Genomic DNA, 25,876 nt, shown 5'->3' with positions numbered 1-25,876 from the left:
TTTACCTCAGCGTGACCGGCGCCGGACTCCCGGCAGCCTGCTCTTCCTGACCGGCCGTCATCACCCACCGGATCCCGCCGACGAGCACTCGTCCGGCGGCGCGCACGGCCGTCGCTTCCAGGGGCGGAAAGTGCGGCAGCCACAACGGCTTTCGTGCCCACCCGGGCAGCATCGCCACCGCGGTGGTGGCCAGGACGCCGTACGGAGCACGTGCCGGCAACGGCAGCGGCGGCGTCAACAGCAGGAATCGCGCGGCGTCCCGGGCTGCGGAGGTGCCGCGCAGCTCCGGTCGGTAGGCCTTGATCCGCTCGCGTAACTCGCCTTCGGTGCGGGGAGGATTCGACACTCCGAGAGCACGTGCGACACGGGCGGTGTCGGCGACGTAGCCGTCGCGGCCCGCCTGGTCGAGAGGCTGCGCCCCGTAGAGCTGGTGGGCCAATAGGAAGCTGTCGATCTCCGCGATGTGCACCCACTCGAGAAGGTGGGGATCGCCGGCTTCATACGGTGTGCCGTCGGGCGCGACGCCGCGCACACGGCGGTGGATGCCGCGGACCTTGTCGACCGCCCGTTGCGCCTCGGCGTCGGGCCCGAAGGTCGTGACCGCGAGGAATGTGCTGGTGCGCTGCAGACGTCCCCACGGATCGGCGCGGTAGTCGGAGTGCTCGGCGACGCCCGCCATCGCCAGCGGATGCAGCGACTGAAGCAGCAGTGCGCGCAGGCCGCCGACGAACATCGACGCGTCGGCGTGCACCCGCCGGATCGGGCGGTCCTCGGCGAACCACCGCGGACCCGGCGTGCCGTGGATCCGTGCGCGGTTGTCCGGCCCGTCCGGCCCTGCCACCATCCCGAACACCGCGCGGCCCAGGCCGCTCCTGATCGCCGCCACTTCCCGCGCCAACACCATGACCTCGACGGTACGTGGCCTGCCAGGGGAGGGGGTGACAGACGATCCCGGCGCTATCGTCGGAGTATGCGCATGCCCCGCCGAGTCGCAGAGTTCAACCGGCGCGTCACCAACCCAGCGGCCAGATCGCTCACGCCGTGGCTTCCGAACCTCGGAACGCTCGAGCACGTCGGAAGGAAGTCGGGCAGGCCGTACCGGACACCTCTTCTCGTCTTCGAGACCGCCGACGGTTACGCCATTCTGATCGGTTACGGCCTGCAGACGGACTGGGTCAAGAACGTCCTTGCAGGAGGACCGACGGTGCTGCACAAGCGCGGACGCGCCGTCGTGCTCACCGACCCACGGGTGGTGAGCAAGGCCGAGGCCGCGCCGCTCGTCGTCGCGCGTGCGCGTCCGTTCTATCGCCTGTTTCCCTACAACGAGGCGGCCCTGCTGCTGACCAACGCAGGCCCCGCTCGCTGAAGGCCGCGGAAACCAGTCGTAGGCACGCGTCACGCGCCTGAGGATGTCGCCGATGCTGGTGGAGTCCGCAGCGCGCCCCGACCCTTGCCGGCGACCGCCGCCGCTACAACAACCCGCGCGGGATCGGGGCCGGCAACTGGATCGGCGGGATGGCGGCGGGCAACTGCACGGAGGGAACGGGGCCGGGCAATGTCACCGGTGGCACCGCGGCCGGGAACTCGACGGTGGGGATGTCGGCCGGCAGTTGCACCAAAGGAACGTCCGCGGGGTAGGGGAACGGCGGCAGTCCCGCCGGGATGGGCAGTACCGGCAGCGGTAGCGCCGGAAAGGCGGGTGGGGGTATGACCGGCGCGCCGTGATCATCCTGCCCCGGTGCGGCCGCTGCCCGTCCGCCGCCCGCGGCGAGGACGGTCAGTCCCAGGACCGCGGCGATGATCACCAGCGGGCAGGCACGTGCCATCGGTCAACTCTAACGCTTCGGCCGCGGAGCTGCGAGAAGGATTGCGCAGCAACATATTTCGCGTTCTCGGCCACAGGTCTGACAACGTGTGATGTCGGCAGGTACCGACACTTGCTACCTTGCATGCAAGCGACCTGGGCGAGGAGGCCTCGAGATGAATGACGCGCTGGGCAGCGTTCGGCAGAAGCTGCAGCAGGTATCCGAGTCGGGTCGAGCGCTCAAACGCCTCATCGACACCGGCATCATCGACTTCTCCGATCTTCCGGCGTCGGTGCGCACGGCCAAGCTGTCCCGCGTCTACGGCCCGCAGGCCACGATGGCGATCCAGGGCGGACGTAAGTACGCGGACCTGCCCGCGATCGTCGACGAACGCGGAACGCTGACCTACAAGCAGGTAGACGATCAGTCGTGGGCGCTGGCGCACGGGCTGCGCCGGCTCGGTGTGTCTGCGGGCTCGGTGGTCGGCGTGCTGTGCCGGGACCACCGCGGTCTGGTCATCACCATGGCGGCCTGCGGCAAGCTCGGCGCGCGGATGGTGCTGATGAACACCGGCTTCGCCAAGCCGCAGTTCGCCGAGGTCTGCAAGCGCGAGAACGTCGCCGTCGTCCTGCACGACAGCGAGTTCCTCGGGCTCCTCGAGGCTCTCCCTGCCGACATGCCACGGGTGCTTACCTGGGTCGACGACGGCACGGAGGTGCCTCCGGGGGTCCCGACCCTCGACGACATCGTCACCGCGAATTCGACGGAGCCGTTGCCGGCGCCGGACAAATCAGGCGGGTCGGTCATCCTGACCAGTGGCACGACCGGGCTTCCGAAAGGGGCGCCGCGCGACAGTGTCTCACCGCTGGCGACGGCTCAGATCATCGACCGAATCCCGTTCCCCCACAAGGGAACCATGGTGATCGTGTCGCCGATCTTCCACAGCACCGGTTGGGCCACCTACACCGTCGGCGCCGCGTTCGGGAACAAGATCGTGACCTCTCGGCGCTTCAAGGCCGAGAAGACGTTGGAGCTCATCGCGACGCACAAGGCCGACATGCTGGTCGCCGTCCCCACGATGCTGCACAGAATGGTCGAGCTCGGACCCGACGTCATCGCCAAGTACGACACGTCGTCGCTGAAGGTGATCCTGATCGCTGGTTCGGCGCTGAGCCCGGAGCTGTCCAACCGGGTGCAGGACACCTTCGGCGACGTTCTCTACAACATGTACGGGTCCACCGAATGCGCCATCGCCAGCGTCGCCACACCCGCCGAACTGCGCGCGGCACCCGGTACGGCGGGCCGCGCGCCCGTCACCTGCGAGGTCGTTCTCTACGACGAGAACGACCAGCGCATCCACGGCACGAACCGGCGTGGCCGGATCTTCGTCCGTAACGGCGCACCGTTCTCCGGGTACACCGACGGCCGCAGCAAGCAGATCATCGACGGCTTCATGTCCAGCGGCGACATGGGTCACTTCACCGACGACGGCCTGTTGTTCGTCGACGGCCGCGATGACGACATGATCGTCTCCGGCGGGGAGAACGTCTTCCCGCAGGAGGTCGAGCAACTGCTGGAGGAGCGGCCGGACGTCGCCGAGGTGGCTGTCGTCGGCGTCGACGATGTGGAGTTCGGAAAGCGGTTGCGGGCCTTCATCGTCACCGAACCCGGCGCGGCCAGAGAGCCCGAGGAGATCAAGCGGCACGTCAAGGAGAACCTGGCCCGCCACAAGGTTCCGCGCGACGTGGTGTTCGTCGACGAGTTGCCGCGCAACGCGACCGGCAAGCTCCTCCGCCGGGTGCTGGTGGAGATGGACGTCGAGAGCTGAGTGACGTCCGCGCCGACGGACGCGGATCAGAGGTCGGTGACGGGCGAGAACACCGTGACGAGTGCGATGCCGTCGGCGTCCCCGCTCAGCAGCTCCGCCGACGTCACGTACCCGGTGCCGTCGAGGCCGAACGTCGGCGGAAAGCCCTGGTGGTACTGGACATATTCGAGGTCGACCACCTTCTGCGCGCCGGCGGCCGTCACCGCGTAGACGCCCGGATCGTCCGGGGTGAAGTACAAGGTCACATAGGCGGTACCGTCACGGCCGAACGCGAGCACCGTCCGGTAGGGGTTGTTCTCATACGTGGTCACCGGGTTGGTGAGGCCGCCGGCGCGCGACACGGTCTCGCCGGCGGCGTTGAAACCGAGGACGTCGAGGTCCTGGGACGCCCCGATCTGGGTGGATACGGAGCCCGTCAGCAAGTAACCGACGCCGTCCGGACCGAACACCACCGCGTCGCGGACATAGGTGAACCGGCCGCCCGGCACCTTGTCGGTATAGGTCGTGGAGGCCAGGGCGAGGATCTGGCGGAAAGTCGTCTGTCCCTGTGCGTCTCGGTACTCCAGCATCTCGAATGCCGCCCCGTCGGGGCTGTAGAACACCGAACCGCCGGTGGCTCCCTCGGGAAGCTCGATGGTGCGCGCGACCGTGCCGTCGGCGCTCAGCACGGCGACGTACTCTCGGCCGCCGGTGGCGTAGTTGACGTAGCCGACGTCCTCGACGTTGTACGTGCCGCCGTCCCGAATCGCCCGCCGACCGACGACAAGGGTGCCCGGCAGCAGCACCGTGTGCACCGTGCCGTCGCGGTCGATGACCGCCACCGGGGTTTCAGCGCCCGCGCCGTCGATCGGCGCAAACACCGTGCCCTCGGCGGTGACCTGGAACTCCGCGATGCGGCCCTCGATGAGGCCGGACGTGCCCACCCCGCCCGCGGTGAGCCGCGAGACATACGACGTGCCAGGGCCCTCCGATCCGGGCTCGACGAACGTCGCCAGGTACACGCCGTCGGCGCCGACCACGGCACCGGCGGGCAGGCCGGCAACCGTGTGCGCCGCGATCGAGTCGCCGGTCGCGGTGTACACCCGGGTCTGCGGGGATCCGAACCAGGTCACTCCCGCGGTGACATGCGCGGTCCCATCCGGACCCAGAACCGGGGCGCTCGGATCGGTACCCAGAGGCAACAGGGTCGTCCTGCCCAACCCGGCCGTCGGGATCACCCGAAGCACCGAGATGCCGTACCGGCGGGACACCAGATATGCCGTACCGTCGTCGGCGATGGCGACATCGGTGTCAAAGGCGAAGGCGCGCACGGTATTACGGGGGGAGATCCGATAGGTGCGGTAGCCGACGTTGGCGCCGACCGGGGAGAGCAGATCGGGTAACCCGGCGCCGAAGTACAGTGCACCGTCGGGGCCCACCCGCGGTGGGTTGAGCGGCGTGCCGAGCAGATTGGCGATCGGGGTCACGGTGCCGTCGCTGCTGACCGTGGAGACAGTGGTGCTGATGAAGCGCCGGCTGAACACGACCAGTGTGCCGTCGGGCCGGGCGACCGCGTCCATGACGGTGCCGCGGACCTCTCCGGAGCTGACGATCTGCCCGGTGTTGTCGAGGATGGTCACCGTGCTGAACTGGCCACCGGCCGATGATGTTCTGGTGACCTGGTAGACCGTGCCGTCGACGCCGATGATCGGTGAGGCTGACGCATCGCCGGGAACCGGCGTCGCCGCGATCGGGGCTTCGGCCTGAGCAGCCGTCTGCGACGCCGCGTCACGGTCGGGACCGGCCTGCTGGTCGGTCTGACGGCGGCCGGCCGCGCCGAGGAACCACAGCAGCGACGAGGACGCGGGGAGTCCGGCTCGTCCTCGGTCTCGACGGCCGATGCCGGCGTGACCGGTTCGGTCGGCGGAACGATCTCGACGGTGTCCCGGGTTTCTTCGACAGGCTCGGCCTCGTCGTCGGCGGTCTCGCCGGACGTCGTCTCCTCGGTGACCGCGACCTCCCGGGGTGAACGGTCTGGCGGATCGGATCCTCCGGACGGTTTCGTTGCCGCACTGCGCTCAGACTGCGCCGGCTTTCCCGAGCGGGATGTCGCGTCGGTGCCGGATCCGGCTCTGGCCGGACCGCTGACCGAAGTCTCTGACATGCCCGAGCCGCCATCGGCGTCGGGTTTGGCCGACGCCTGCCCGGGCATCGCCGCCACGGCCGATCCGATGCCGAGCGCGACCGCCAGCGCCCCCACCCGTCCGATGTACCTGTCGAGTGCCATGTCTGCCCCGCCTCCTCGCCAGCGACCGTGCACTTGAGTCTGCGGACGCCACCGCGGGGGAGCAATGGGGGATACCCCTTGTCATCGGCCCGTCCCTCGTTGACACGCGTCTGCCCTCGACATAATCTCCCTTTTGACTACATGTGTTGTCAGAAGTGAGCTCAAGGAGGAGCTGCAGTGAGCGTGCCCGTTCCGAAGCGCCACCCTGACCGTCCGCGGCCGATCCCGGCCGGCGTTCGCGCCCTCGCGACCGCCCTGGCCATCCGGAACCCGGACCCGCAGCAGTGGCAGGACCTCGGGGAACGCCTCACGGTCGGTGACGGGCCGATGGACCGCCTGGTCGAGTGGATGGCGGCGACCGGAATGGAGCAGACGCGGCCGCTGTTCGATCGCGCCCTCCACGGCGGCATCGCGAGCGTGCCCGACGCGCCGGCGCCGCTACGCGAGTTCTTCGAAAGCGTTGAGGTGCTGCCGGATTGGGTGGATCTCGCGCTCCTGCGAAAGGGGCAGCGCGCCCTGCGCCGGGGTGGGGCGGACGGCATGTACGTCGCCCGCGATGTGTCCCTGCTCGGCGGCTACCAGTTCTCCGGCTTCAACAAGACGCTGCTGCGCACGGGCGCCCTGGAGAAGGGCTCCAACAAGCGGTTCGCCGAGACCATGCAGTGGGCCATGGACGTCATCTCCGAGGGCGGTCTCGAAGGCAGAGGTATCGGATACCGCTCGACCATTCGGGTGCGGCTGATCCACTCGTTCGTCCGGCGGCACGTGGCGGCGATGCCGGACTGGCGACCCGAGGAGTGGGGACTGCCCGTCAACCAGACCGACATGGCCGCGACGCTGGTCGGCGCGCTCGTCGCCCCGGCGGTCGGGGCGATGGGCATGGGGGTGGTGCTCTCACCGTCGGAATACAACGCCGTCGCCCATCTGACCCGCTACGTCGGCTGGCTGATCGGCGTCGAAGATGCCTGGCTGCCACAGGATTTCCGCGACAGCGTGCGGGTGCTGGCGCACACGCTGTCCGCGCTGGCCGCCCCCGACGAATCCAGTAGGCAACTGGCGGCACCGATGATCGACGATCCGCTCGCATGGCACTACGACACCCTGACGGGCGTGCGGCGGCGGCTGGCCCGCGCCCAGCACCTGTCGATCACCAGCGCCTTCCTCGGGCGTCGCGCGGTCGCGTCACTCGGCCTGCCGTCCCACGGGCTGCCGTGGTACCCGCTGCTGCGGCTGCCGGTGAACCTCGCCCGCAGCGCCGCCGCGCTCACCCTGCCCGGCGGCATCGACCGCGCCGATCAGCGTGGCCGGCGCGAGCACGCGAAGCTGATGCGCACGATGATCGGCGTCGACGGCTCCGCGACCATCGGTGAATCCGCAGCTCACGTCAACCGCGTCGCCTGACGCGCAGCCCTCACAGCCTGCACCAGCCGATGTGAGGGTCAGGCAACACGACTGTCCACGTGATGTTTCGAATCGGCAATACGCTCCGGGAACTCTTTCGGGAACACCCCGCTCCCGAAAGGTTCCACATGTCCTATGTGAGTCCGAGCGAATTCGTCGGCAAGATGATCGATGCCGGCGAGTCCAAAGCTCTGATGTCGACCCGTGACACCCTGATCCGTGCGTTCATGGCGGGTGCCATCCTCGCCCTGGCCGCGGCGTTCGCGGTGACGATCACTGTGCAGACCGGTAACCCGCTGCTCGGCGCGGTCCTGTTTCCGGTCGGCTTCTGTCTGCTGTACCTTCTCGGGTTCGACCTGCTGACAGGCGTTTTCACCCTGGTACCCCTGGCCATGCTGGACAAGCGGCGGGGCGTCACGTTCCGCTCCATGATGCGCAACTGGGGCCTGGTGTTCGTCGGGAACCTCGGCGGCGCAATCGTGGTGGCGCTGATGATGGCGGTGGTGTTCACGTTCGGGTTCAGCGTCGACCCCAACGAGGTCGGCCAGCGTCTCGGGGAGATCGGTCACAGCCGGACCGTCGGCTACGCCGAGCACGGCGCCGCAGGCATGCTGACGCTGTTCATCCGCGCAGTGCTGTGCAACTGGATGGTGTCCACCGGTGTGGTCGCGGCGATGATGTCGACGAGTGTCTCGGGCAAGGTCATCGCGATGTGGATGCCGATCATGCTGTTCTTCTACATGGGGTTCGAGCACTCCATCGTCAACATGTTCCTGTTCCCGTCGGGCCTGATGCTCGGCGGTGACTTCTCGATCGCCGACTACCTGATCTGGAACGAGATCCCGACGGTCCTCGGCAATCTGGTCGGAGGTCTGACGTTCGTGGGCCTGACCCTGTTCGCCACCCATGCCCGCACCGGCGAGACCAGGCTGGTCGAGCTGCCCACCGAGGATCGCTCGCTGGTCGGCGCTGCGGGGCGGGTCCTGCGATGACCCCGATCATGCCCAAAAGCGATGCCGCAGAGCTCATCGCGGCGGCACAATCCGCAAGAAGCTCAGCTGGAGCGACATCGCCGACGAGATCGACGCGCCCCTGGTGTGGTGCGTGGCGGCTCTGCTCGGACAGCATCCGATGGAGGCGGCACAGGCCGAACGGGTGTGTGCGCTGCTCGACCTCGACACCACGGTCGCCGAGAGCCTGCAGTTGCAGCCCAGTCGCGGCATCGATCCCGCGAAGCTGTCCGATCCCACCATCTACCGGTTCCACGAGGCGCTGGCCGTGTACGGGCCCGCGCTCAAGGAGCTGATCCACGAGGAGTTCGGTGACGGCATCATGAGCGCCATCAACTTCAACGTCGACATCAAGCGCCGCGAGCACCCCGACGGCGACCGCGTGGTGGTCACGTTCGACGGAAAGTTCCTCGACTATCGCTGGTGACGGGCACATCCGCGGCGGGTGAGTGATGTGGATCACCGGTGGGTACTCAGCACCGGTTCTTCTCCCACGCCGTCGGAGGTTGACATGAGTGCTGCACCAACCCTGAAGAAGGCCCTCAATCAGCGCCAGTTGACGATGATCGCCATCGGCGGCGTCATCGGCGCCGGCTTGTTCGTCGGATCGGGCGTCGTCATCGCAGACACCGGGCCCGGTGCTTTCCTGACGTACGGCATGGCCGGCGTGCTCATCATCATGGTGATGCGGATGCTCGCCGAGATGGCCGTGGCCAACCCGTCGACAGGATCGTTCGCGGACTACTCGCGCAATGCGTTGGGGCACTGGGCGGGATTCTCCGTCGGCTGGCTGTACTGGTACTTCTGGGTCATCGTCGTCGGCTTCGAGGCGATCGCCGGGGCCAAGATCGTGCAGTACTGGATGGACGTGCCGCTGTGGTTGTCCGCGTTGATCTTCATGGTGCTGATGACGGCGACGAACCTGTTCTCGGTGGCCTCCTACGGGGAGTTCGAGTTCTGGTTCGCCGGCATCAAGGTGGCCGCGATCATCGCGTTCATCGCGGTCGGCGCCGCATTCGTGTTGGGTCTGTGGCCCGGAAAGGGTGCGGACTTCTCGAACCTGACCAGTCACGGCGGATTCATGCCGTTGGGCTTCGGCGCGATCACCGTCGGAATCGTCACCGTCATCTTCTCGATGGTCGGCGCCGAGATCGCGACGATCGCCGCTGCCGAGTCCCAGGATCCCGAGCGGGCGGTGGCGAAGGCAGCCAACTCGGTGATCCTGCGCATCCTGATCTTCTACGTCGGGGCAGTGCTGCTGCTCGTGCTCATCGTCCCGTGGAACGACGAGAGTGTGTCGGCGTCGCCGTTCGTGGCCGCGTTCAACGCCATGGGCATTCCGTACGCCGACCATGTGATGAACGCCGTGGTGCTCACCGCGGTACTGAGCTGCCTGAACTCGGGCATGTACACCGCTTCGCGCATGCTCTTCGTCCTGGCCGCCCGCAGGGAGGCGCCGGCGGCACTGGTCAAGGTCACCAACCGGGGCGTGCCGGCGAACGCGATCCTGGCGTCCTCGGTCGTCGGCTTCCTGTGCGTGATCGCCGCCGCGGTCTCGCCGGACACCATCTTCGCGTTCCTGCTGAACTCCAGCGGCGCGATCATCCTCTTCGTCTACCTGCTGATCGCGATCTCCCAGATCGTCCTGCGCTACCGCACCCCGGACTCGAAGCTCCGCGTGAAGATGTGGCTCTTCCCAGTGCTTTCCGGACTGACCGCGCTCGGCATCCTCGCCATCCTCGTACAGATGTTCATCGACACCGCACTGCGCTCGCAGCTGGTGCTGAGCCTGCTGTCCTGGGCGGTGGTCATCGCGCTGTTCGCCGCGAACAAGTGGTTCGTGAAAAAGCGGCCGGCCGAGGGGGACAGCGGCGCCCCCACCGGTCCACCGCACCGAGTTCTGGTGCTGGCCAACCGAACCGTCGATTCCGACGAGCTGCTCGCCGAGCTGAGCCGGATCGGAGCGGATCAGACGGCGGAGTATCTGGTGGTGGTACCCGCCAGCGCCGTCGACACCGGCGCGGCGGCCACCCACGGTCCGCGCGACGTCACCGAAGCCACCCAGGAAGCGGCCACCGCGCGCCTCGAATCCACGCTGGCGGCGCTGCGCGGCAAAAACCTGACCGTCCAGGGTGAATTGGGTGATTACCGCCCACTGCGTGCACTCGACCACGCCGTCGCGGAGTTCGGTCCGGACCAGATCGTCATCGCGACGCTGCCGCCGGAGTTCTCGATGTGGCACCGGTTCGACGTCGTGGACCGGGCCCGTGCCCAGTTCACGGTGCCGGTGACGCACGTCGTCGCCACGTCCGCGGTGGGAAACCAGGTGCCGCGATGACGATCATCGCGGGATTCAGCGCCAGCGGCCAGGGGCCGGCGCCGCTGCATCTCGCCGCTCAACTGGCCCGGTGCACGGGCGAGCGGATCGTCGCCGTGGCGATCGTGGAGCGGCAGTGGCCGCAAAATGCGGATCCGTTGGAGGACGAGTATCTGAACTATGTTGGCGCGCAGGCACAGAAGTCGCTCAAGGAGATGGTCGACAAGCTTCCCGGCGATCTCGACGTGTGGCGGATGGTTCACCAGGCCGAATCGGTGCCCAGCGGCCTGACCGAGCTGGCAGAGGAGATGAACGCCGACGTCGTCGTCGTCGGCTCGTCGTCCTCCGGTCTGCTCGGCAGGATCGCGCTCGGAAGCGTCACCGATCGGCTCGTGCACACCGCCGCGGTCCCGGTGGCCATTGCGCCACGCGGATACCCGTTGCAGGACAGCAGGATCGAGCGTCTGACGGTCGCCTACGGAGGTCACGCCGACGAGGGGGGTCTGGTCGCCGCCGGCGCCGAACTCGCCCGAAGGTGGTCGGCGACACTGCGCATCGCCTCGTTCACCGTGCGGCCGGTCACCATGTTCAGCGGTGCGATCGAGACGTCCGCCGAAGACCTCGTCGTCCAGCAGTGGGTCCGTCGAACCCAGGAGAAGATCGCCGCCCAGCTGGAGGCCGTGCGTTCCGGTGTCGACACCCTCGACGCCGAGGTGGTGATTGGCGCAGGGGCGACGTGGCGGGACGCGGTGGAGGCGATCGACTGGGGGTCCGGGGATGTTCTGGTCCTCGGTTCCGGCGCCGCGGGTCAGGTCGCCCAGGTGTTCCTCGGTTCTGCGGCGGCGAGGATCCTGCGGCATTCGCCGGTGCCGACGATGATCGTGCCGCGGCGAGAGGGTCTGTGACAGCGGTACTTTCGTGACAGGCGATGGGGCCTCAGCGTGGGCAGTTCTCGGGTGAACGCCCGTCCATCACGGCATCGACGAAGTCCTTGACGGTAACCTCGGATGCGGCGATGACTCCGCGGTGGTCCTTGCCCGGGTAGGTGTTGTAGTCCACGTCGACCCCCTTGCCGCACAGGGCCTTCGCGAGTTTGTCGACGCCGACCGGGTTGACGGCGACATCTTCGGTGCCCTGAGCGATCAGCACCGGCACGCGTGGGGTGAGCTGCAGAGGATCCTGGCGGTCCAGGTAGGCGAGCAATCCGCGCAGGTCGGCATCAGGTGCGAGCACCTGCGACGCCGGAATGGTGGGAACGACGTTGAGTTGGGCGAGGCACTCGTTGCGCGCTGTCGTCAGCAGTGGGCGTGCCCGTGTCGTGAAGATCTGATCGGGGTCGACCGACGGATCGACCACGGCGGCACCGAGCACCAGCAGAGGCACAAACCGCTGCGCCACTTCGACTCCGGGATCACCGGCACGCAGCAGATCGACGGTCGCGCCCATGTCCACCCCGCCGGGAGCCATCGCGACCGCCCCGAGCAGCCGGAGATCGGGGTCTCGGTCCGGGCCGTCGTGGGCGGCGAACAACGCGGCCTGCCCGCCCTGACTGTGGCCGAGGACCACCCATGCGGTCCCGATGCCGGGATCGAGATGTCGTGCTGCCCTCACGATGTCGGTCACGGTGTTGGATTCGCTGACACCGTCGACGTAAGGATGCCCGCCGGGCGTGCCGAGCCCCTGGTAGTCGGTTTGGACGACGGCGAAGCCGCGGGCCACCCAACGGTCGAGCATGGGACGAACCAGTTGGACGTAGTCCTGGATGAGCCCGTCGGCGGTGGCGGCAGACGGGGCGCAGGTGTCGGCGTAGCCGGTGGTCCCGTGCGCCCAGTTGATCACCGGCCACCCACCCTCGGGTGGTTCCGATTTCGGCACGGACACGGTGCCCGACACGACGATCGGTTCCCCGGCCGAGTCGTCGGAGACATAGGTGATCAACCGGTTGTCCGCGCTGGGCAGGGCGGCCACCGTCGTCAGTGGCCGGGCGGTGAGCAACTGGCCGGCGCGCAGCTCTGGTTCGGTGGCGTGGGCGCAGCCCACCACGGTGGCGACCGCGGCCGCCGCGGCCAGCACACGCCGGATCGGGTCAGTCATCGAGTTACGACCGGCGGCTGGCCGCGATCGGGCTCTGGGCGGTCAGCCCACCATCGAGCACCAGCGTCTGCCCCGTCATGTAACGGGATTCGTCGGAGGCAAGGTAGACCATGGCCCAGCCGATGTCCTCCGGGGAGCCGATCAGGTCCAGCGCGTTGTGGCTGCGAATGTTGTCGATCACCGCCGCAGGAACGTTGTCGGCCAGCGCGGGTGTCATCACGGCGCCGGGAGCGACTGCGTTGCAGCGCACACCCTTTCGACCGTACTGGGTGGCGATGTACTGCGTGAGCCGGATGACTGCGGCCTTGGAGGCGCCGTAGGCGCACTGGAGCGTGTCGCCCGTCAGCCCGGCCACGGAGACGGTGTTGATGATCGAACCGCCGCCTTCGGCGATCATATGCGGCAGCGCCAGCCGGGAGGCGACCACGGTGCTGCGGGCGTTGAGCGCCATGGCGCGATCCCATTCGTCGAGGTCCAGGCGCAGCAGGTCGAGATCCTTGTGGGGGTTGCTGCCACCGACGTGGTTGCACAGCACGTCGATGCCGCCGAACTCGGTGACCGCGCGGTCGATCATGGCGGCCACCGATTTGTCGTCCAGCACGTTGGCCGCCACGCCGATCGCGTTGCCGCCGATGTCGGAGGCGGCCGCCGCGGCGGCGTCGGCGTCGAGGTCGGCGATGAGCACACGGGCACCCTCGCCGATCATCAGCTGGGCGGCTGCGCGGCCGATGCCGCTCGCCGCGCCGGTGATGACAACCCTCTTGCTCGCCAGCCGTTGTCCGGTCATTGCGCGCCAACCTGTCGAATACGGGCGGTCTGTCGGCCGCTACCCGCACGCTAAGCCAAGGGGCGACGGAGCGGCGGGAAACAGGGGAGTACGGCGACGAGGACACCTGGACCGGGGAGTCGGCGGCCGCCGGGTGCCGCGATGTAGGACCCTGCTGCCGCGGTTGCGAATGAAACATGACCAGATTCTGAAAGGTGTCTACTGCTGCGTGGTGGTGCTCTACCGTGAGCCGCGGTCGGGCATGACCCGGCCGTCAATTCCGAGGTTGGGAGAGCAATGCCACAACTGTCAGCTTGGATGGGTGCGGGCGTCGTCGCCGCGGGCGTCTCCGCGGCGCTGATCGCCGGAGTCGATACCGCCGGTGCAGACACCGGATCTGACACGTCGGGCAGCGCCGGCGCCAGCGCCTCTGACAGCGCCGACCGCGGTCCGCGAGCCACCGGCGATTCGGCTCGGGAGAGCCGCAAGCCGAACCTGTCGAACCGGACCGAGGCGTCCGGCGGCGACGGCGATTCCGGTGACACGTCCGTGGGGGACGCCGAACCCGCGGACCCCTCCGAGAAATCCGGTGCCGATGAGACGGCCGACGACACGGGTGCCGGCACCGCTCCCGAGCCGTCGGACGTGGACGTCGACGACACCGCCGATCAGCTCCCGGAGGGTGACGCCGAGACCGTGCCGGACCTCGATACCGAGCCGTCCGGCGTCGACGACCTGCCTCCGGTCAGCCCGGAGCCCCAGGACGCTGCCATCGAGGCGGAGGTACCCGCGGCAGCTGAGCAGGCATCTGTCGCCGCACCTCCCACGGCGCCTGCGACGGTCGGCACCGTTGCCGCCCAGCAGGTCTCGGCGACGGTCGCCCCGACCGCCACCCTCGCGGCACCGGAATCCCGATCGTTGCAGGACGTCATCCAGTCCCTGGTCATGGAGATCATCGGGGCGGCCGTCCGCTTCGTCTCGGGACCGCCCGTGACACCTCCGGGCAGCAACGTCACCGTGCGCAGCTCTCGGCTGGAGATCACCGACGGCCGCACCGTCCGTGCCGACTGGTACTACCCGGACGGCGACGAGCCGCCGCAGCGGCTCATCTACCTGCAGCACGGCTACCTCGGCATCGGCCCGATGTACAGCTACACGGCGTCCTGGCTGGCCGAACGCACCAACAGCATCGTCGTCGCTCCCACGCTGTCATCGAATCGGTATGTCCGCGACGGCTTCTGGCTCGGTGACGATCAGGCGCACCGCGCCACCGCCGACCTGTTGCTCGGCGACCGTGACGCGTTGACGGCCAGCGCGGTGGCGGCCGGCCTGATCAGGAAGTACGGCCCCGACGCGGTCCTGCCGCAGAGCTTCACCCTCGTCGGGCACTCGCTCGGGGCCGGGGTGGCCGCGGGCGCCGCGGGCTACTACGCCGACGCGGTCCTCGCCGCGGGCGGAACCAACCACCTTGCCGGCATCGTCCTGCTCGACGGAGCCCCGCCGGCAGGTGTGTTGGCCGGCGCGCTCGACAAGCTCGACGGTCTGGGCGGCTACATCCCCGTCTTCGAGTTGGGTGCGCCCAAGGAGTCCGGCGTCCGGCCGGTCGACGACGCTCTCAACGACCACCGGCCCGGGCGCTTCAACGGGGTGGTCCTCGACGGTGGCCAGCACCTCGACGCGATGCAGGGTGGATCGCGGCTGATCCAGTACGTCTCCTACCTCTACCGCGGATTCCCGACCGAACAGAACAAGTCCGCCGCGCAGACCTTCCTCGCCGGATGGGTCAACGACATCTTCGCCGGCCGCATCGATCCGTCGACGGGGGCGTGCGAGGAAGACGGCTGCGACGGTGTCTACGGCCTGCCGGGACAGTCCCTGTCGGTCGAGACCCCGGCCGGTCCGGCCACGGGTGTCGTCATCGGTACCGCCGTCGCCCCGACGAGGACCGTGTTCGACCCCGTGGCGGCCGGCGCACTCTTGTCCGCGCGGCCCACGGTGATACGCCTGCTGATCGACAGCTGATCGACGGGCGGTCCCGCTGGTCTTCCGGAGCCGCGCGGAGCGGAGTAGACAGAGCCCAGGGCGATCTCACTGCCGGCGCCGAGGGGATGAGCTGATGTGTCGTTTGTTCGGACTGCACGCCGGCCGCCCCGTCGCCGCGACGTTCTGGTTGCTGGACGCTCCCAACAGTCTCGCGCAGCAGAGTCGGCGTAATCCGGACGGCACCGGACTGGGGGTGTTCGGCGCCGACGGAAAGCCGACGGTGCTCAAGCAGCCGATCCCGGCGTGGCGTGACACGTCCTTCGCGACCGAAGCGCGTCAGATGACGGGAACGACGTTCGTCGCGCACGTGCGCTACGCGACCACCGGGGCCACCGAGGAGGAGAACACCCATCCCTTCCTGCAGGACGACCGCATCTTCGCCCACAACGGGGTGGTGGAGGGCCTCGACATTCTGGACGCCAGATTGTCCGAGCTCGGTGTCACCGATCTCGTGCACGGTGACACCGACTCGGAGCGGGTCTTCGCGGTGATCACGGCCTCGATCCGCCGGCGCGACGGCGATGTCGACGCAGGATTGGCCGACGCGCTGCACTGGCTGAGCACACACGTCCCGATCTACGCGCTGAACATCCTGTTGGCCACCGCGACCGACCTGTGGGCGCTGCGCTACCCGGACACCCACGAGCTGTACCTTCGGGACCGCGCCGCGGGGGAGTCAGGCCGGTTCTCGCTGCGCAGCAACAGGATCCGTACCGGGAGTGCACATCTGGAGAATTCACCGTCGGTGGTCTTCGCCAGCGAGGCGATGGACGACGGAGCGTGGCAGTTGCTGGAGGCGGGCGAGGTGATCCATGTCGGCCCCGACCTGACGATCCACCGCCGCATGGTGTTGCCGGAACCTCCCGCGCACCGGATGGAGCGGTCAGACCTCACGGCGGCGGCCGCGTCGGCGCAGCACCCGATGGGATGACCGTCGGCGAGGTCAGTCCGCCGCAACCGCCAGCACCTCGTCGAAACCCGCCCGCAGGCAGTCGCAGAAGACGTCGATGTCGGGTATCGCACCGGTGTCGGCGTCGATGCCCAGCGCGCAGGTGTCGACGTAGGTGAGCAGTGTGATGTTGACAGCCGCACCGATCGTCGGGCCGAACGCGTACTGCATCAGCACCTTCGCGCCACCCAGGCTGACGGGCACCGGTATCCCGGGCACGTCGCTGGCGACGAAATCGACGTGACGCAGAATCGACCCGATGTACCAGCGGGGGACCAGGTTGAGCACGCCCGCGATCGCCTGGGTGTAGGGCAGCGACTTCTCCCGGCGGACCTGCTCGGTGCGGGCATGGATGGCACGGATCCGGTCGCCGGGATCGGTGAGTCCGGCGGGTATGTCGAAGCGCATCAACGTTATTCGATTGCCGCCCGGAGCGTCGCCTTCACTGCGCAGGCTGATCGGCATCGACAGGTGAAGGGCGTCGACGGCGGCGCCGTGCTTCTCGTGATACTGCCGCAGGCCGCCGGCCACGCCCGCGACGAATGCGTCGTTGAGAGCACCCCCGCTGCGGTGGGCGGCGTCCCGCAGCGGCGGCATCGGAATCTCGAGGATCCCGAGTCGGCGGTTCATGGTCCGCCGGGTCATCAGCGGTGATCCGGTCGCATTCACCGGCCGGACTGTCCGGTACACCGACGCTGCGAGACCCGCGGCATTGCCGAGTGTCCGCCTCGGACTGCGGACGCTGTCGACGACCAGGCGCGGTGCCACGGACAGCGCACCGGTCACGGCGCTGCCGACAAGTCCGACGCTGTAGCGCGCGGCGTCTTTGTAGTCGCCCAGAGCCGACCGCTGCGGCGGCGCCGTCGGTGACTCGTCGACCGGCGGCAGTTCGGGCGAGAGGCCGAAGAGCGTCATCGCGATCTGCACCGCCCCCACCCCGTCGGTCAGGGCGTGGTGGAGGCAGCACAGCACCGCCGCGCGACCGTCGGACAGGCCCTCGATCAGCGTCAGCTTCCACATCGGTCGCGCCCGGTCGAAGTCCTCCATCTGGGCCAGCCGCGCCATCTCGAGTACCGATTCGAACGTGCCGTCCTGCGGTGCGGCGACCCTGCGCATGTGGAAGTCCAGATCGAAGTCCGTGCAGTCCTGCCACCGCGGAGGTGCCGGCGGCGGCGTCTCCACCACGACCTGACGCATCATCGGGACCTCGTGGCTGAGGCGCTCGACCCGGCCGCACACCTCGCCCCAGTCCGGCGTGCGATCCAGCATCAAGACGGTGACCACCGTCGATCTCAATCGAGGATCGCTTTCCATCGCCCAGGTGAAGGCGTCGCTGTTGCGCATGAATTCGCTCATTGTGTGCTCCCGGTCTCACGATAGGGCGCACGTGTGCCTGGCTACAGAGCCCGACGGGATCCGGTGACTTTGTGCCCTCCGGGAGACGACCGAGGTCCCGGCCGCGGGAACGTCGGCGGCATGGCTCCGAACCGAACCGCTCCGGCGCGTCAGGACCGGGATCGTGCCCGCCATCGGGGATGACACGAATGTGACTGCTGATGTTGATGATGCAGATGTGAAGGACGATGTCACGACGGAGTCGTCTCCACCTGCCGCGTCACCGGTCGAGCCCGATACCGTGTCGCCGGCCCGGACCCGGTCGCGCCCGAAATCCCCTCTCACGCGGCAACACGCCGAGCAGGCCGGTCGGTATGCGGTCGCCGCCGCCACCGGGGTCGCCCGTGCGATCACCGGCCTGGCGCGCTTCGGCGCGCACGCGGTGGGACAGGTCGGCGCGGTGATGCGCGAGATCCCCCCGACGCTCCGGATGCTGTTCGTGTTCGGGGTTCTGACGTTGCTCGCAATGGCCGGGTCCCTCACCCTCGCCGGAACACCGGGCCTGGTGTGCGCGGTGGTGCTGGTGCCGATCTGTTCGATCACCCTCGGAGCGCTCGGTCACCGGTGGTTCGCCGGCGCGGGCGCCGAGCCGGAATCGGGGTCGCGGGTGTCGAGAGCGGAGACGGCCGAACTCGAACGTTCCATGGTCTACGCGGACAAAAAGCTCTCGATGGCGCTGAACTCGCTCGGGTCCGACCGTCACCAGCACGCCGTGATCGCGCTCTTCCAGGCAAAGACGGCAGTCGAGCTGGCCCTCGGAACCGAGAACGACGACGACCGGCCGGCCCCGATCCCGGTGGACGCCTACCGCGTGCGTCCCCGTATCCAACCGGGATCGCTGACGAAAGCGGATGCGCCGGAGGGTGATTCGCTGGCGGCGTCATGAGGGGGCAGGTTGCGCTCGTCGAGGACGACTACACGCTGATCATCAACCGGGGCGCCGAATCCGGTGTGGTGCCGGGAATGGTCTTCGGTGTGCACACCGGCGTCGGCCCGGTCATCACCGATCCCGAGTCCGGGCGTGAACTGGGCAGACTGAGCCGGGAGAAGCTGCGAGTACGCGTCTTCGACGTGCATCCGCTGTTCGCCCGCGCACACACGTTCGTCGACACCGGCGACTTCTACGATCTTCTCCGCGTGCCGTTCGAACCAGGGCACGACGACGTCGTCACCGTCGACGTGGGCGACGTGGTCGAACTGATCGAATCTCACCGGAGCTCCTACCGCGAAGCCCGGTAGTCGGGCGCGGTGAGGGGTCACACCGTGAAGCCGAGCGCAGCTCCGGTCAGCCGCTAACATCCCTGCAATGCCCACAGAAGTTCGACATCCGCTGCGTCGCCGGATCCGCATCACGTCAAGCCTCGCCATCGTCGGGTTGATCTATGTCGCTTCGCTTTTCGGATACTGGTGGGTCAGCAGTTCCTATCCGGCGCTGCCGGCGTTCGATCCGAGTCGCAGCGAGCAGCCCGTCGTGTCGATCGACATGGGCAGCATCCACACGACATCCAACGAGTTGGAGGTCTCCGTCCTGCTGATCCCGCCGCAGCGCTACATCGATCCGGAGTTGGGTGTGCTGAACACCGACATCGCCATCCGTCTCTACCCCTGGGTCGATCTCGGCGAGTTGAAGTTCCCGAAGGGGCAGACGCCGGGCAGCATCGACGCGACCATCGAGGCGCACGGCGATGCCGACAACTGGCCGTTCGACAACTACACGACCAAACCTCTCACCGCCGATGCTCTGGTCGGGTCCGGCGACGACCGCACGGTGCAACCCGCCGAGGTGCGGTTCAGCGGTGGCATAGAGGGCTGGAACGTCGAGATCAAACAGGCCCCTTCGGACCCGGCCGCGTCGGTCATCGAATTGAGCCGCCACCGTGGGACGTTGGCGTTCGACCTCGGGATCTGTTTGGTGCTCATCGCGCTGCCCGCAATGGCGATGATCGTCGCGATCGAGACGGTGATGGGACGACGTCAATTCCTGCCGCCTCTGTGCACGTGGTTCGCGGCGATGCTGTTCGCCGTCGTCCCGCTGCGCAACATCCTGCCGGGGGCGCCACCGCCGGGGGCGTGGATAGACCAGGCGGTCGTGCTGTGGGTGCTCATCGCGCTGGTGTCGGCGATGGGGATCTACATCATCGCCTGGTATCGCTACTACAAGCAGTAGGCCGCCCGAAGCGGGGCCGGTATCGGGTGCTCATGAGGGGATCGACAGTGCGCCCGACACCGACCCCGCAGCACGCGGAAGATACCACGGCGAACAACCCGTGAACTCGTGAATTCGCCTGTCGGAACTGGGTTATTCGCGGTTGCAAACGATCTCGGTGAAATCGCAACGACATCGCGTCGCCTGCACCGCGCCGGTGACTTCGACCGGTGCGGGACTATCGTGAGGTCATGAGTTCCGAGATGCCTCCCGACCGCACCGGTGCCGCCACGACGGTGACCCGCGAGCCCGACCGGTTCGTGATCGAGGTCGAGGGACGTGCGGTCGGACTCGCCGACTATCACGACACGGACGGCCGACGGGTGTTCCCGCACACCGAGGTGCTTCCCCAGTTCCAGGGCCGGGGCCTCGCGACGATCCTGGTTGCCGAAGCCCTGCGCGTCACCAAGTCCGAGGGCCTGCGCATCGTCCCGACGTGCTGGATGGTGGCGGAGTACATCGACAAGCATCCCGAATACGCCGACATCACCGACCGCTCGTAGCGTCGCGGCGTTCCGTGCCTCTGCGCCTGCGCCCCGGAGGTCCGGTGCGAAGCCTCCTCGTCGTCGTCGGGACGGCCGCGCTGGCGGGAGCCGTCATCGGCATCGTCGGCGCGGCGTTCCAGTGGTGTCTGCGTGCCGCCGAGGGCCTGCGCCTCGACGTCGTCGAGTGGGCCCAACGGCTACCCGGACCCGGATGGCTGATCCCGGTTGCGCTGGTCGCGTTCTGCGCCGCGGTCGCCAGGACCCTGGTGCGGTGGGAGCCGCAGGCCGCCGGCAGCGGCATCCCGCATGTCGAGGCCGTGTTCCTCGGCGAGACGTCTCCTCCGCGACTGCGGGTGCTGCCCGCGAGATTCGTCGGAGGAGTTCTCGGGATCGGCTCCGGTCTTGTCCTGGGGCGCGAAGGTCCGACCGTGCACATGGGCGCCGCGATCGGTGCGCAGGCCGCTCGCCGGAGCTGTCTGTCCGACGGTGACGTACGGCTCGTGCAGACGGCGCTGGCGGGTGCGGGGCTTGCTGTCGCGTTCAACGCGCCGATCGCCGGAGTGCTGTTCACCCTCGAAGAGGTGACCAGGTCGTTGCGCGCGCGCACGGTCCTGGCCACCGTCGCCGCGACCGTCACGGCGGTGCTGGCCTCCCGGTTGATCCTGGCCGATCAGCCGGACTTCGACGTCCACGCCGTGGTCGCGCCGGGGCTCGCGTGGCTCCCGCTGTTCGTGGTGTTCGGCGTGCTGACCGGGCTGCTCGGGGCCGCCTACAACGTGGTGGTGGTGTGGAGCACCGATCGTGTCGCCGCGATCCCTCGCGTGCCGACCGAACTGAAGGCGGCGGCGATCGGGGCCGCGGTGGGCGCACTGCTGTGGGTGGCACCACTCACTGTGGGAGACGGGGACACCCTGACCCAGATGATCCTCGACGGCCACGGCTTCGTCCTTCTGGCTGCGGTGGGACTGCTTGCGGCACGGTTCTTCACGGGGCCGATGAGCTACGCGGCCGCGGTGCCGGGCGGGCTCTTCGCGCCGCTGCTCGCCGTCGGAGCCCTGTGGGGATATGTCTTCGTGACGTGCCTCGGCGCGATAGCACCGGAAAGCGCTTCGGCACTTGTCATTCCGATGGCGCTGGTCGGCATGGCGGCGTTCTTCGGCGCCACGGTCCGCGCTCCACTGACCGGTGTCGTGATCGTGCTCGAGATGACGGCGACGACGGCGGTGGCGCTGCCGATGCTGGCGGCGTCCGTGTCCGCGGTGCTGGCGGCCCGTGCGGTGGGATCGGCACCGATCTACGCGAGCCTGCGCGACCGGATGCTCGTCGAGCCGGTCGCCGCGCCCGGGGTCGACGAAGGACGTTGAGAGGGTTGCTGTTCGGGGCGCGGGACGGCCTGTCTCGCCGGTGTCGCGAAAATTGCGCGAGCAGCGTGATTTGCCATATCCGCATTGATCTTGTCGGTTACCCTTAGCACGCTTTTCCGAGCAACGACCAGGCCCACGAGGGAGTCGACATGACGCAACCGCCGCCCGGGAACTATCCGCCCCCGCCTCCCGCCGGTGGCGGTGGCTTCCCCCCACAGCAACCCGGCGGCGCGGCGGCACCGAATTCCAACCTGGTGCTCGGCATCCTGACCACAATCTTCTGCTGTCTGCCGTTCGGCATCGTGTCCATCGTCAAAGCCGCACAGGTCAACGGACTTTGGACCCAGGGCCGGTACGCCGAGGCGCAGGCGTCGGCCGACGCAGCGAAGAAGTGGGCGATCTGGAGTGTCGTCGCCTGGGTCGTCTTCGCGGTCATCTACGGCATCCTCATCGCTCTCGGTGCGGTGAGCATGGACTTCGACACCTCGTCGTACTGATTGCGTTGCCGGCCAGGCAATCTGCGCCCGCGCGCCTCGGTGGCCCCCTGTTGGTGGGCGCCGTGGCGGCGGGCGCATGCGTCGTGGTGTGGATCGGTGATCCGACCACCCCGGGCGGAATGCTGCCGGAATGTCCGACGAAAGCCCTTGCCGGAATCAACTGTCCGGGCTGCGGAACGCTGCGGATGATCTATTCGCTGCTGCACGGCGACGTGCTCGCGGCAGCCCGCTTCAACGCGGTGGCGCTGGTGGGTCTCGCGTTGCTGATCGCCGCGTTCGCGATCTGGACCTACGGCCGCGCCGTCGACCGCGAGATCGTTTCGTGGCAGCACCACCGCTGGGCCGGTGCTGTGACGCTCGCGGTGGTTGGCGTGTGGTTCGTGGTGCGAATCCTGCCTTTCGAGCCTTTCACCCAACTCCGCGTGTGATCGACGATCTCGTGTGTCCTACGGGCAGTAGGACTGTGTCGCGGCGCCGACGAAGAACCCGCTCTGCTCGGGACTCCAGCCGGCCGGCTCCATGATCTCGAGCGCGATCTGCGTCTTGTCCTGACCGGCTGCGGCGTATTCGCAGACGGCACCGGCAAGTTCGATCGCGTTGCCGGCGGTGGAGAACGGGATGCCCTCCTGCTCCAGAGCCGCGATGAAGATGTCGTCTGTTTCGTCGGCGAAGGCCGGGGCAGCCAGGGCGGTGGCGAGTCCGGCAGCGGCGAGTGTGGTGATGAAGAATGTTCCGCGCATGCGCGTCCCTCCTGGTGAGATTTGCTGACGGCGATACGCTACGCCCGAATCTCTACGCGAGCGTCATTTTTCCTGAAGTCCCGACGCGGTCATTGCCAAGAGAACGTCTGATGGAGAAATGCAGCGATGTCATTCTCCGGAGCGAGTTGGATTCGGCAAAGCTGCTGACCACGCGGGATGATCAGGACTGTCGTGGGGCGGCGGCGGGCACGGCACCGCAGGGCTGCGGGTCCGCCGATATCCGAAAGACGAAAGGCGACTTCGCCTTCCGGCATCGATCGATTCCGCGCCGATCCCGATTCGTAGTGCCCTCGGTGGCATTTGCTGCGGTGCGCGGTGGCGTACCTCGGCGAACTCAGTTCTCGTCGGGGATGTCGCGATAGGTCTGTGACCGTGCCGTGCATTCGGGTCGTCATCGGCGTGGTCGAGCTTCTCCTGCATGTCGCGCTGCTCCTCGGTGGCCTGGGTGGCATCTTCGGGCATGCCCGATTCGGGGTTGTTCTCGTGCACCGTGAAACCTCCAAGCATCAGCGACGGGCGGACCCCGGGTGTGTTCTCCGATTGCGACCCGGCGAAACACGACCGGGGCGTTCGGCTGTCAGTCCGCCGGTCCGGTGCCCGCGGGCGACGCCGAGAACAGCCAGGCGGTGAGCCAGATCGTGCTGACCACGATGAGGAGGGATCCGAGGACGTGGATGGCGAGCGTGGCTCCTTCGCCGAGCGCCGCCTGAACAAACGAGTACACGAAGGCGATACCGGCGAGCGCCGCAGTCCACCATCCCCGCCGTCGCGCGTACGCCAGTCCGGCAAGGCCCACCAGGAGGCCGCCGAGGACGACGTGCAACGCGATCGCTGCAGCACCGTGAACGTCTTCGAGTTGGTGGGCCGCGACGAGGCGCCCCGCCGTCCCGAACAACACGACGATGACGACGGTGGCGGCGACCGCGAACAGTCGGGCGACCAGCACGAACGGCCGGGCTTCGCTCGGATCGGGGGAGGGCATGGCGGCTCCTGTCGTAACCGGTTCGTGGTTCTGTGACTATCGCATTGCCCGTGCCGGTCGGCATGCGCTCTGCGAAACCCGTCGACGAAACCCGTCGACGAAACCCGTTGAGATTGGACGTATCCGGGATACGGCGACGGTCGGTGCCCGCAGAGGTCCCACCCGGCCGGGGATCTCGGGCAACGAGGTCGTAGCACAGATGTAGCGGACCCGAAATGCCAGGTGGGAATCCTGCGCCCATCGTCTTCCGTCGAAAGGTGCACCATGACTGATCCCGCCCGCCGTGCCGCAGAAACCCTGTGGACGGGCATCGGCCGACGAGATTTCCTGCGCGCTGTCGCAGCGGTCAGCGCCGGCGCCGGAGTGGCCGGCGTGAGTTCGGCGTGCGCGTCGGGCACACCCGGACCCGCATCGCAGTCGCCGTCGTCCGCCGCGACGGACGTCGCGATCCTGCAGCCCGGGGAGGGTGACCCCGTCGGCGATCACTATCTGCAGTCCGTCCCGGACGAGGTGTTGTGGGGCTACGTCCCGAATGTGCACGCGGCGCCGGTGATGCGGATGTCGTCCGGGCAGACCGTGACCATCGACGCCGTGAGCCACGAAGGCATCCTCGAAGACCAGGGCCGTGACCCCGTCGGATATTTCGGAGGCCAGGGAGTGTCCGAATCCGAGGTGCTGCGCGACGCGATCGCCATCGCCGCCGAATACGACCGGACTCCGAGGAACTTCGACAAGGACGGGCCGCACGTGGTGACGGGGCCGGTCTTCGTCGAAGGTGCCCAGCCCGGTGACGTCCTGAAAATCGAGATTCTGCAAGCGATCCCGCGCGTTCCCTACGGGGTGGTGTCCAGCCGGCACGGCAAGGGCGCGCTGGCGCGCACCGCCGACGGCGCGGCGCCGGCCGGGGTCGGCCTCAGCGAGGTCATGCCGCCGGTGGCCACCGACGGCCGGCCCGATCCGGATCCGACCCGCTACGGCAACGTCTCGACCTTCACCGCGGTCGAAGACGGTCACGGCGTGATGCGCTACGGCAGCGCGCAGGTGCGATTCCCGCTGCGACCCTTCATGGGGATGATGGGTGTGGCCTTCACCCAGGATCGCGAGATCACGGCCGCGACGGCGAACTCCATCCCGCCGACCGTCGGTGGCGGGAACATCGACATCCGGTTGCTCGGCGAAGGTGCCACGTTCTTTCTGCCCGTCTTCGCCGAGGGGGCACTGTTCTACGTCGGCGATCCGCACATGGCCATGGGGGATGGAGAGGTCGCGCTGACCGCGATGGAAGGGTCGCTGCGCGGCACCTACCGGCTCACCGTGTGCAAACCGGGGTCCGGTGACGCGCCGTCGGTCGCCTACCGTTATCCGTTCGGCGAGACGGTCGACGCATGGGTGCCCATCGGACTGTCGGATCCCGACGGCTCGGTGGGCGGGCAGGGTTCCGACCTGGACGTCGCGATGAGACGCGCCGTCGTCAACGCACTCGACTTCCTGGAGACCGACCAGGGGATGGACCGGGCCACCGCCTATGCGTATCTGTCTGCGGCAGCGGACTTCTCGGTTTCCCAGGTGGTCGACCGCACGGTCGGGGTCCACGGTCAGATCTACAAGGGGCACTTCGGGCAGAGCTGAGAGCAGACGAATCCCATCGGCGGTCCGTAGTTGAGGGACGGCTGCCCGATAAGTTGGGACCGGCGAAACCTTCCCGGC

25 protein-coding genes and 1 pseudogene are annotated in these 25,876 nt (G+C 68.2%); 17 read left to right on the top strand and 9 right to left on the bottom strand.

All coding sequences use genetic code 11. The features are described 5' to 3' along the window. Position 1 precedes the first annotated feature (1 nt). On the bottom strand, positions 2 to 904 hold the full coding sequence (locus tag DYE23_RS22030; RefSeq protein ID WP_172527828.1) for an oxygenase MpaB family protein: 903 nt from the start codon (positions 902 to 904) through the stop codon (positions 2 to 4). Between the two features lie 66 nt (positions 905 to 970). Here DYE23_RS22030 and DYE23_RS22025 point away from each other — a divergent pair, with 66 nt between their 5' ends. Continuing rightward, complete coding sequence (locus DYE23_RS22025; RefSeq protein WP_041787748.1) at positions 971 to 1,366, top strand: nitroreductase family deazaflavin-dependent oxidoreductase; 396 nt, start codon at positions 971 to 973, stop codon at positions 1,364 to 1,366. A gap of 103 nt (positions 1,367 to 1,469) precedes the next feature. Here DYE23_RS22025 and DYE23_RS22020 read toward each other — a convergent pair whose 3' ends face one another. Continuing rightward, positions 1,470 to 1,826 (bottom strand): hypothetical protein, encoded by a 357-nt coding sequence (locus tag DYE23_RS22020; RefSeq protein WP_115328156.1) that lies wholly within the window; start codon positions 1,824 to 1,826, stop codon positions 1,470 to 1,472. 154 nt (positions 1,827 to 1,980) lie between these two features. On the opposite strand from DYE23_RS22020, the gene DYE23_RS22015 reads away from it, so the two are divergent. After that, on the top strand, positions 1,981 to 3,633 hold the full coding sequence (locus tag DYE23_RS22015) for an acyl-CoA synthetase (RefSeq protein ID WP_115328155.1): 1,653 nt from the start codon (positions 1,981 to 1,983) through the stop codon (positions 3,631 to 3,633). A 26-nt stretch (positions 3,634 to 3,659) separates the two neighbouring features. Here DYE23_RS22015 and DYE23_RS22010 read toward each other — a convergent pair whose 3' ends face one another. Next, positions 3,660 to 5,252 carry an SMP-30/gluconolactonase/LRE family protein gene (locus DYE23_RS22010; RefSeq protein ID WP_235660475.1) on the bottom strand — a complete coding sequence of 531 codons (1,593 nt, stop codon included), beginning with the start codon at positions 5,250 to 5,252 and terminating at the stop codon, positions 3,660 to 3,662. Beyond that, the gene (locus DYE23_RS31515; RefSeq protein ID WP_235660474.1) at positions 5,249 to 5,899 is read right to left on the bottom strand and encodes a hypothetical protein; all 651 of its coding nucleotides are present in this window, start codon (positions 5,897 to 5,899) and stop codon (positions 5,249 to 5,251) included. Before DYE23_RS31515 ends, DYE23_RS22010 begins: the two co-directional genes overlap by 4 nt. A 177-nt stretch (positions 5,900 to 6,076) precedes the next feature. Between DYE23_RS31515 and DYE23_RS22005 the strand changes: the two genes are divergently transcribed. The 5 genes and pseudogenes from DYE23_RS22005 to DYE23_RS21985 all read left to right on the top strand — a co-directional run bounded on the left by DYE23_RS22005 (position 6,077) and on the right by DYE23_RS21985 (position 11,532). Continuing rightward, the gene (locus DYE23_RS22005) at positions 6,077 to 7,300 is read left to right on the top strand and encodes an oxygenase MpaB family protein (protein ID WP_013471013.1); all 1,224 of its coding nucleotides are present in this window, start codon (positions 6,077 to 6,079) and stop codon (positions 7,298 to 7,300) included. A gap of 128 nt (positions 7,301 to 7,428) precedes the next feature. Next, positions 7,429 to 8,292, top strand: a complete 864-nt coding sequence (locus tag DYE23_RS22000; protein ID WP_013471014.1) for a formate/nitrite transporter family protein — start codon at positions 7,429 to 7,431, stop codon at positions 8,290 to 8,292. After that, positions 8,289 to 8,737 (top strand): annotated as a pseudogene (gene cynS, locus DYE23_RS21995) (cyanase). Before DYE23_RS22000 ends, cynS begins: the two are co-directional and overlap by 4 nt. Positions 8,738 to 8,821: 84 nt before the next feature. Continuing rightward, the gene (locus tag DYE23_RS21990; protein WP_011892887.1) at positions 8,822 to 10,648 is read left to right on the top strand and encodes an amino acid permease; all 1,827 of its coding nucleotides are present in this window, start codon (positions 8,822 to 8,824) and stop codon (positions 10,646 to 10,648) included. After that, positions 10,645 to 11,532 (top strand): universal stress protein, encoded by an 888-nt coding sequence (locus tag DYE23_RS21985; RefSeq protein WP_011892888.1) that lies wholly within the window; start codon positions 10,645 to 10,647, stop codon positions 11,530 to 11,532. The genes DYE23_RS21990 and DYE23_RS21985 overlap by 4 nt, the downstream gene beginning before the upstream one ends. Positions 11,533 to 11,563: 31 nt before the next feature. On the opposite strand, the gene DYE23_RS21980 is transcribed toward DYE23_RS21985, so the two are convergent. Beyond that, a complete protein-coding gene (locus tag DYE23_RS21980; protein WP_013471016.1) occupies positions 11,564 to 12,721 on the bottom strand; it encodes an alpha/beta hydrolase family protein in 1,158 nt (385 codons plus the stop codon). 4 nt (positions 12,722 to 12,725) lie between these two features. Further along, positions 12,726 to 13,508, bottom strand: coding sequence for an SDR family NAD(P)-dependent oxidoreductase (locus tag DYE23_RS21975; RefSeq protein ID WP_011892890.1), 783 nt, complete (start codon positions 13,506 to 13,508; stop codon positions 12,726 to 12,728). 276 nt (positions 13,509 to 13,784) lie between these two features. On the opposite strand from DYE23_RS21975, the gene DYE23_RS21970 reads away from it, so the two are divergent. Continuing rightward, positions 13,785 to 15,509: a hypothetical protein gene (locus DYE23_RS21970; RefSeq protein WP_013471017.1), complete on the top strand. Its 1,725-nt coding sequence runs from the start codon at positions 13,785 to 13,787 to the stop codon at positions 15,507 to 15,509. Positions 15,510 to 15,603: 94 nt separating this feature from the next. Further along, the gene (locus tag DYE23_RS21965; protein WP_011892892.1) at positions 15,604 to 16,461 is read left to right on the top strand and encodes a class II glutamine amidotransferase; all 858 of its coding nucleotides are present in this window, start codon (positions 15,604 to 15,606) and stop codon (positions 16,459 to 16,461) included. Between the two features lie 12 nt (positions 16,462 to 16,473). On the opposite strand, the gene DYE23_RS21960 is transcribed toward DYE23_RS21965, so the two are convergent. Beyond that, positions 16,474 to 17,835, bottom strand: coding sequence for a wax ester/triacylglycerol synthase domain-containing protein (locus DYE23_RS21960; protein WP_011892893.1), 1,362 nt, complete (start codon positions 17,833 to 17,835; stop codon positions 16,474 to 16,476). Positions 17,836 to 18,052: 217 nt separating this feature from the next. Between DYE23_RS21960 and DYE23_RS21955 the strand changes: the two genes are divergently transcribed. From DYE23_RS21955 to DYE23_RS21925, 7 genes are all read left to right on the top strand, one after another. Next, positions 18,053 to 18,760 carry a hypothetical protein gene (locus DYE23_RS21955; protein ID WP_115328154.1) on the top strand — a complete coding sequence of 236 codons (708 nt, stop codon included), beginning with the start codon at positions 18,053 to 18,055 and terminating at the stop codon, positions 18,758 to 18,760. Further along, positions 18,757 to 19,113 carry a hypothetical protein gene (locus DYE23_RS21950; RefSeq protein WP_115328153.1) on the top strand — a complete coding sequence of 119 codons (357 nt, stop codon included), beginning with the start codon at positions 18,757 to 18,759 and terminating at the stop codon, positions 19,111 to 19,113. Before DYE23_RS21955 ends, DYE23_RS21950 begins: the two co-directional genes overlap by 4 nt. Positions 19,114 to 19,180: 67 nt before the next feature. Next, on the top strand, positions 19,181 to 20,041 hold the full coding sequence (locus DYE23_RS21945) for a DUF4436 domain-containing protein (protein ID WP_011892896.1): 861 nt from the start codon (positions 19,181 to 19,183) through the stop codon (positions 20,039 to 20,041). Between the two features lie 230 nt (positions 20,042 to 20,271). After that, the gene (locus DYE23_RS21940) at positions 20,272 to 20,583 is read left to right on the top strand and encodes a GNAT family N-acetyltransferase (protein ID WP_041788445.1); all 312 of its coding nucleotides are present in this window, start codon (positions 20,272 to 20,274) and stop codon (positions 20,581 to 20,583) included. Positions 20,584 to 20,627: 44 nt separating this feature from the next. Beyond that, positions 20,628 to 21,929, top strand: coding sequence for a H(+)/Cl(-) exchange transporter ClcA (locus tag DYE23_RS21935; protein ID WP_235660473.1), 1,302 nt, complete (start codon positions 20,628 to 20,630; stop codon positions 21,927 to 21,929). A 149-nt stretch (positions 21,930 to 22,078) separates the two neighbouring features. Beyond that, on the top strand, positions 22,079 to 22,426 hold the full coding sequence (locus DYE23_RS21930; protein ID WP_011892899.1) for a CD225/dispanin family protein: 348 nt from the start codon (positions 22,079 to 22,081) through the stop codon (positions 22,424 to 22,426). A 53-nt stretch (positions 22,427 to 22,479) separates the two neighbouring features. Then, positions 22,480 to 22,854 carry a DUF2752 domain-containing protein gene (locus DYE23_RS21925; protein ID WP_011892900.1) on the top strand — a complete coding sequence of 125 codons (375 nt, stop codon included), beginning with the start codon at positions 22,480 to 22,482 and terminating at the stop codon, positions 22,852 to 22,854. An 18-nt stretch (positions 22,855 to 22,872) separates the two neighbouring features. Here DYE23_RS21925 and DYE23_RS21920 read toward each other — a convergent pair whose 3' ends face one another. Next, positions 22,873 to 23,166, bottom strand: coding sequence for a DUF732 domain-containing protein (locus DYE23_RS21920; RefSeq protein ID WP_011892901.1), 294 nt, complete (start codon positions 23,164 to 23,166; stop codon positions 22,873 to 22,875). A 598-nt stretch (positions 23,167 to 23,764) separates the two neighbouring features. After that, positions 23,765 to 24,169 (bottom strand): hypothetical protein, encoded by a 405-nt coding sequence (locus DYE23_RS21915; RefSeq protein ID WP_011892903.1) that lies wholly within the window; start codon positions 24,167 to 24,169, stop codon positions 23,765 to 23,767. Positions 24,170 to 24,433: 264 nt separating this feature from the next. Between DYE23_RS21915 and DYE23_RS21910 the strand changes: the two genes are divergently transcribed. Continuing rightward, on the top strand, positions 24,434 to 25,798 hold the full coding sequence (locus DYE23_RS21910) for an acetamidase/formamidase family protein (protein WP_115328151.1): 1,365 nt from the start codon (positions 24,434 to 24,436) through the stop codon (positions 25,796 to 25,798). Positions 25,799 to 25,876: the final 78 nt, after the last annotated feature.

Origin of the sequence: Mycolicibacterium gilvum, assembly GCF_900454025.1 — a bacterium.
GTDB lineage: Bacteria > Actinomycetota > Actinomycetes > Mycobacteriales > Mycobacteriaceae > Mycobacterium > Mycobacterium gilvum.
The sequence above is the reverse complement of the archived record's forward strand: the minus strand, read 5'-3'. Positions and strand labels throughout refer to the sequence as shown.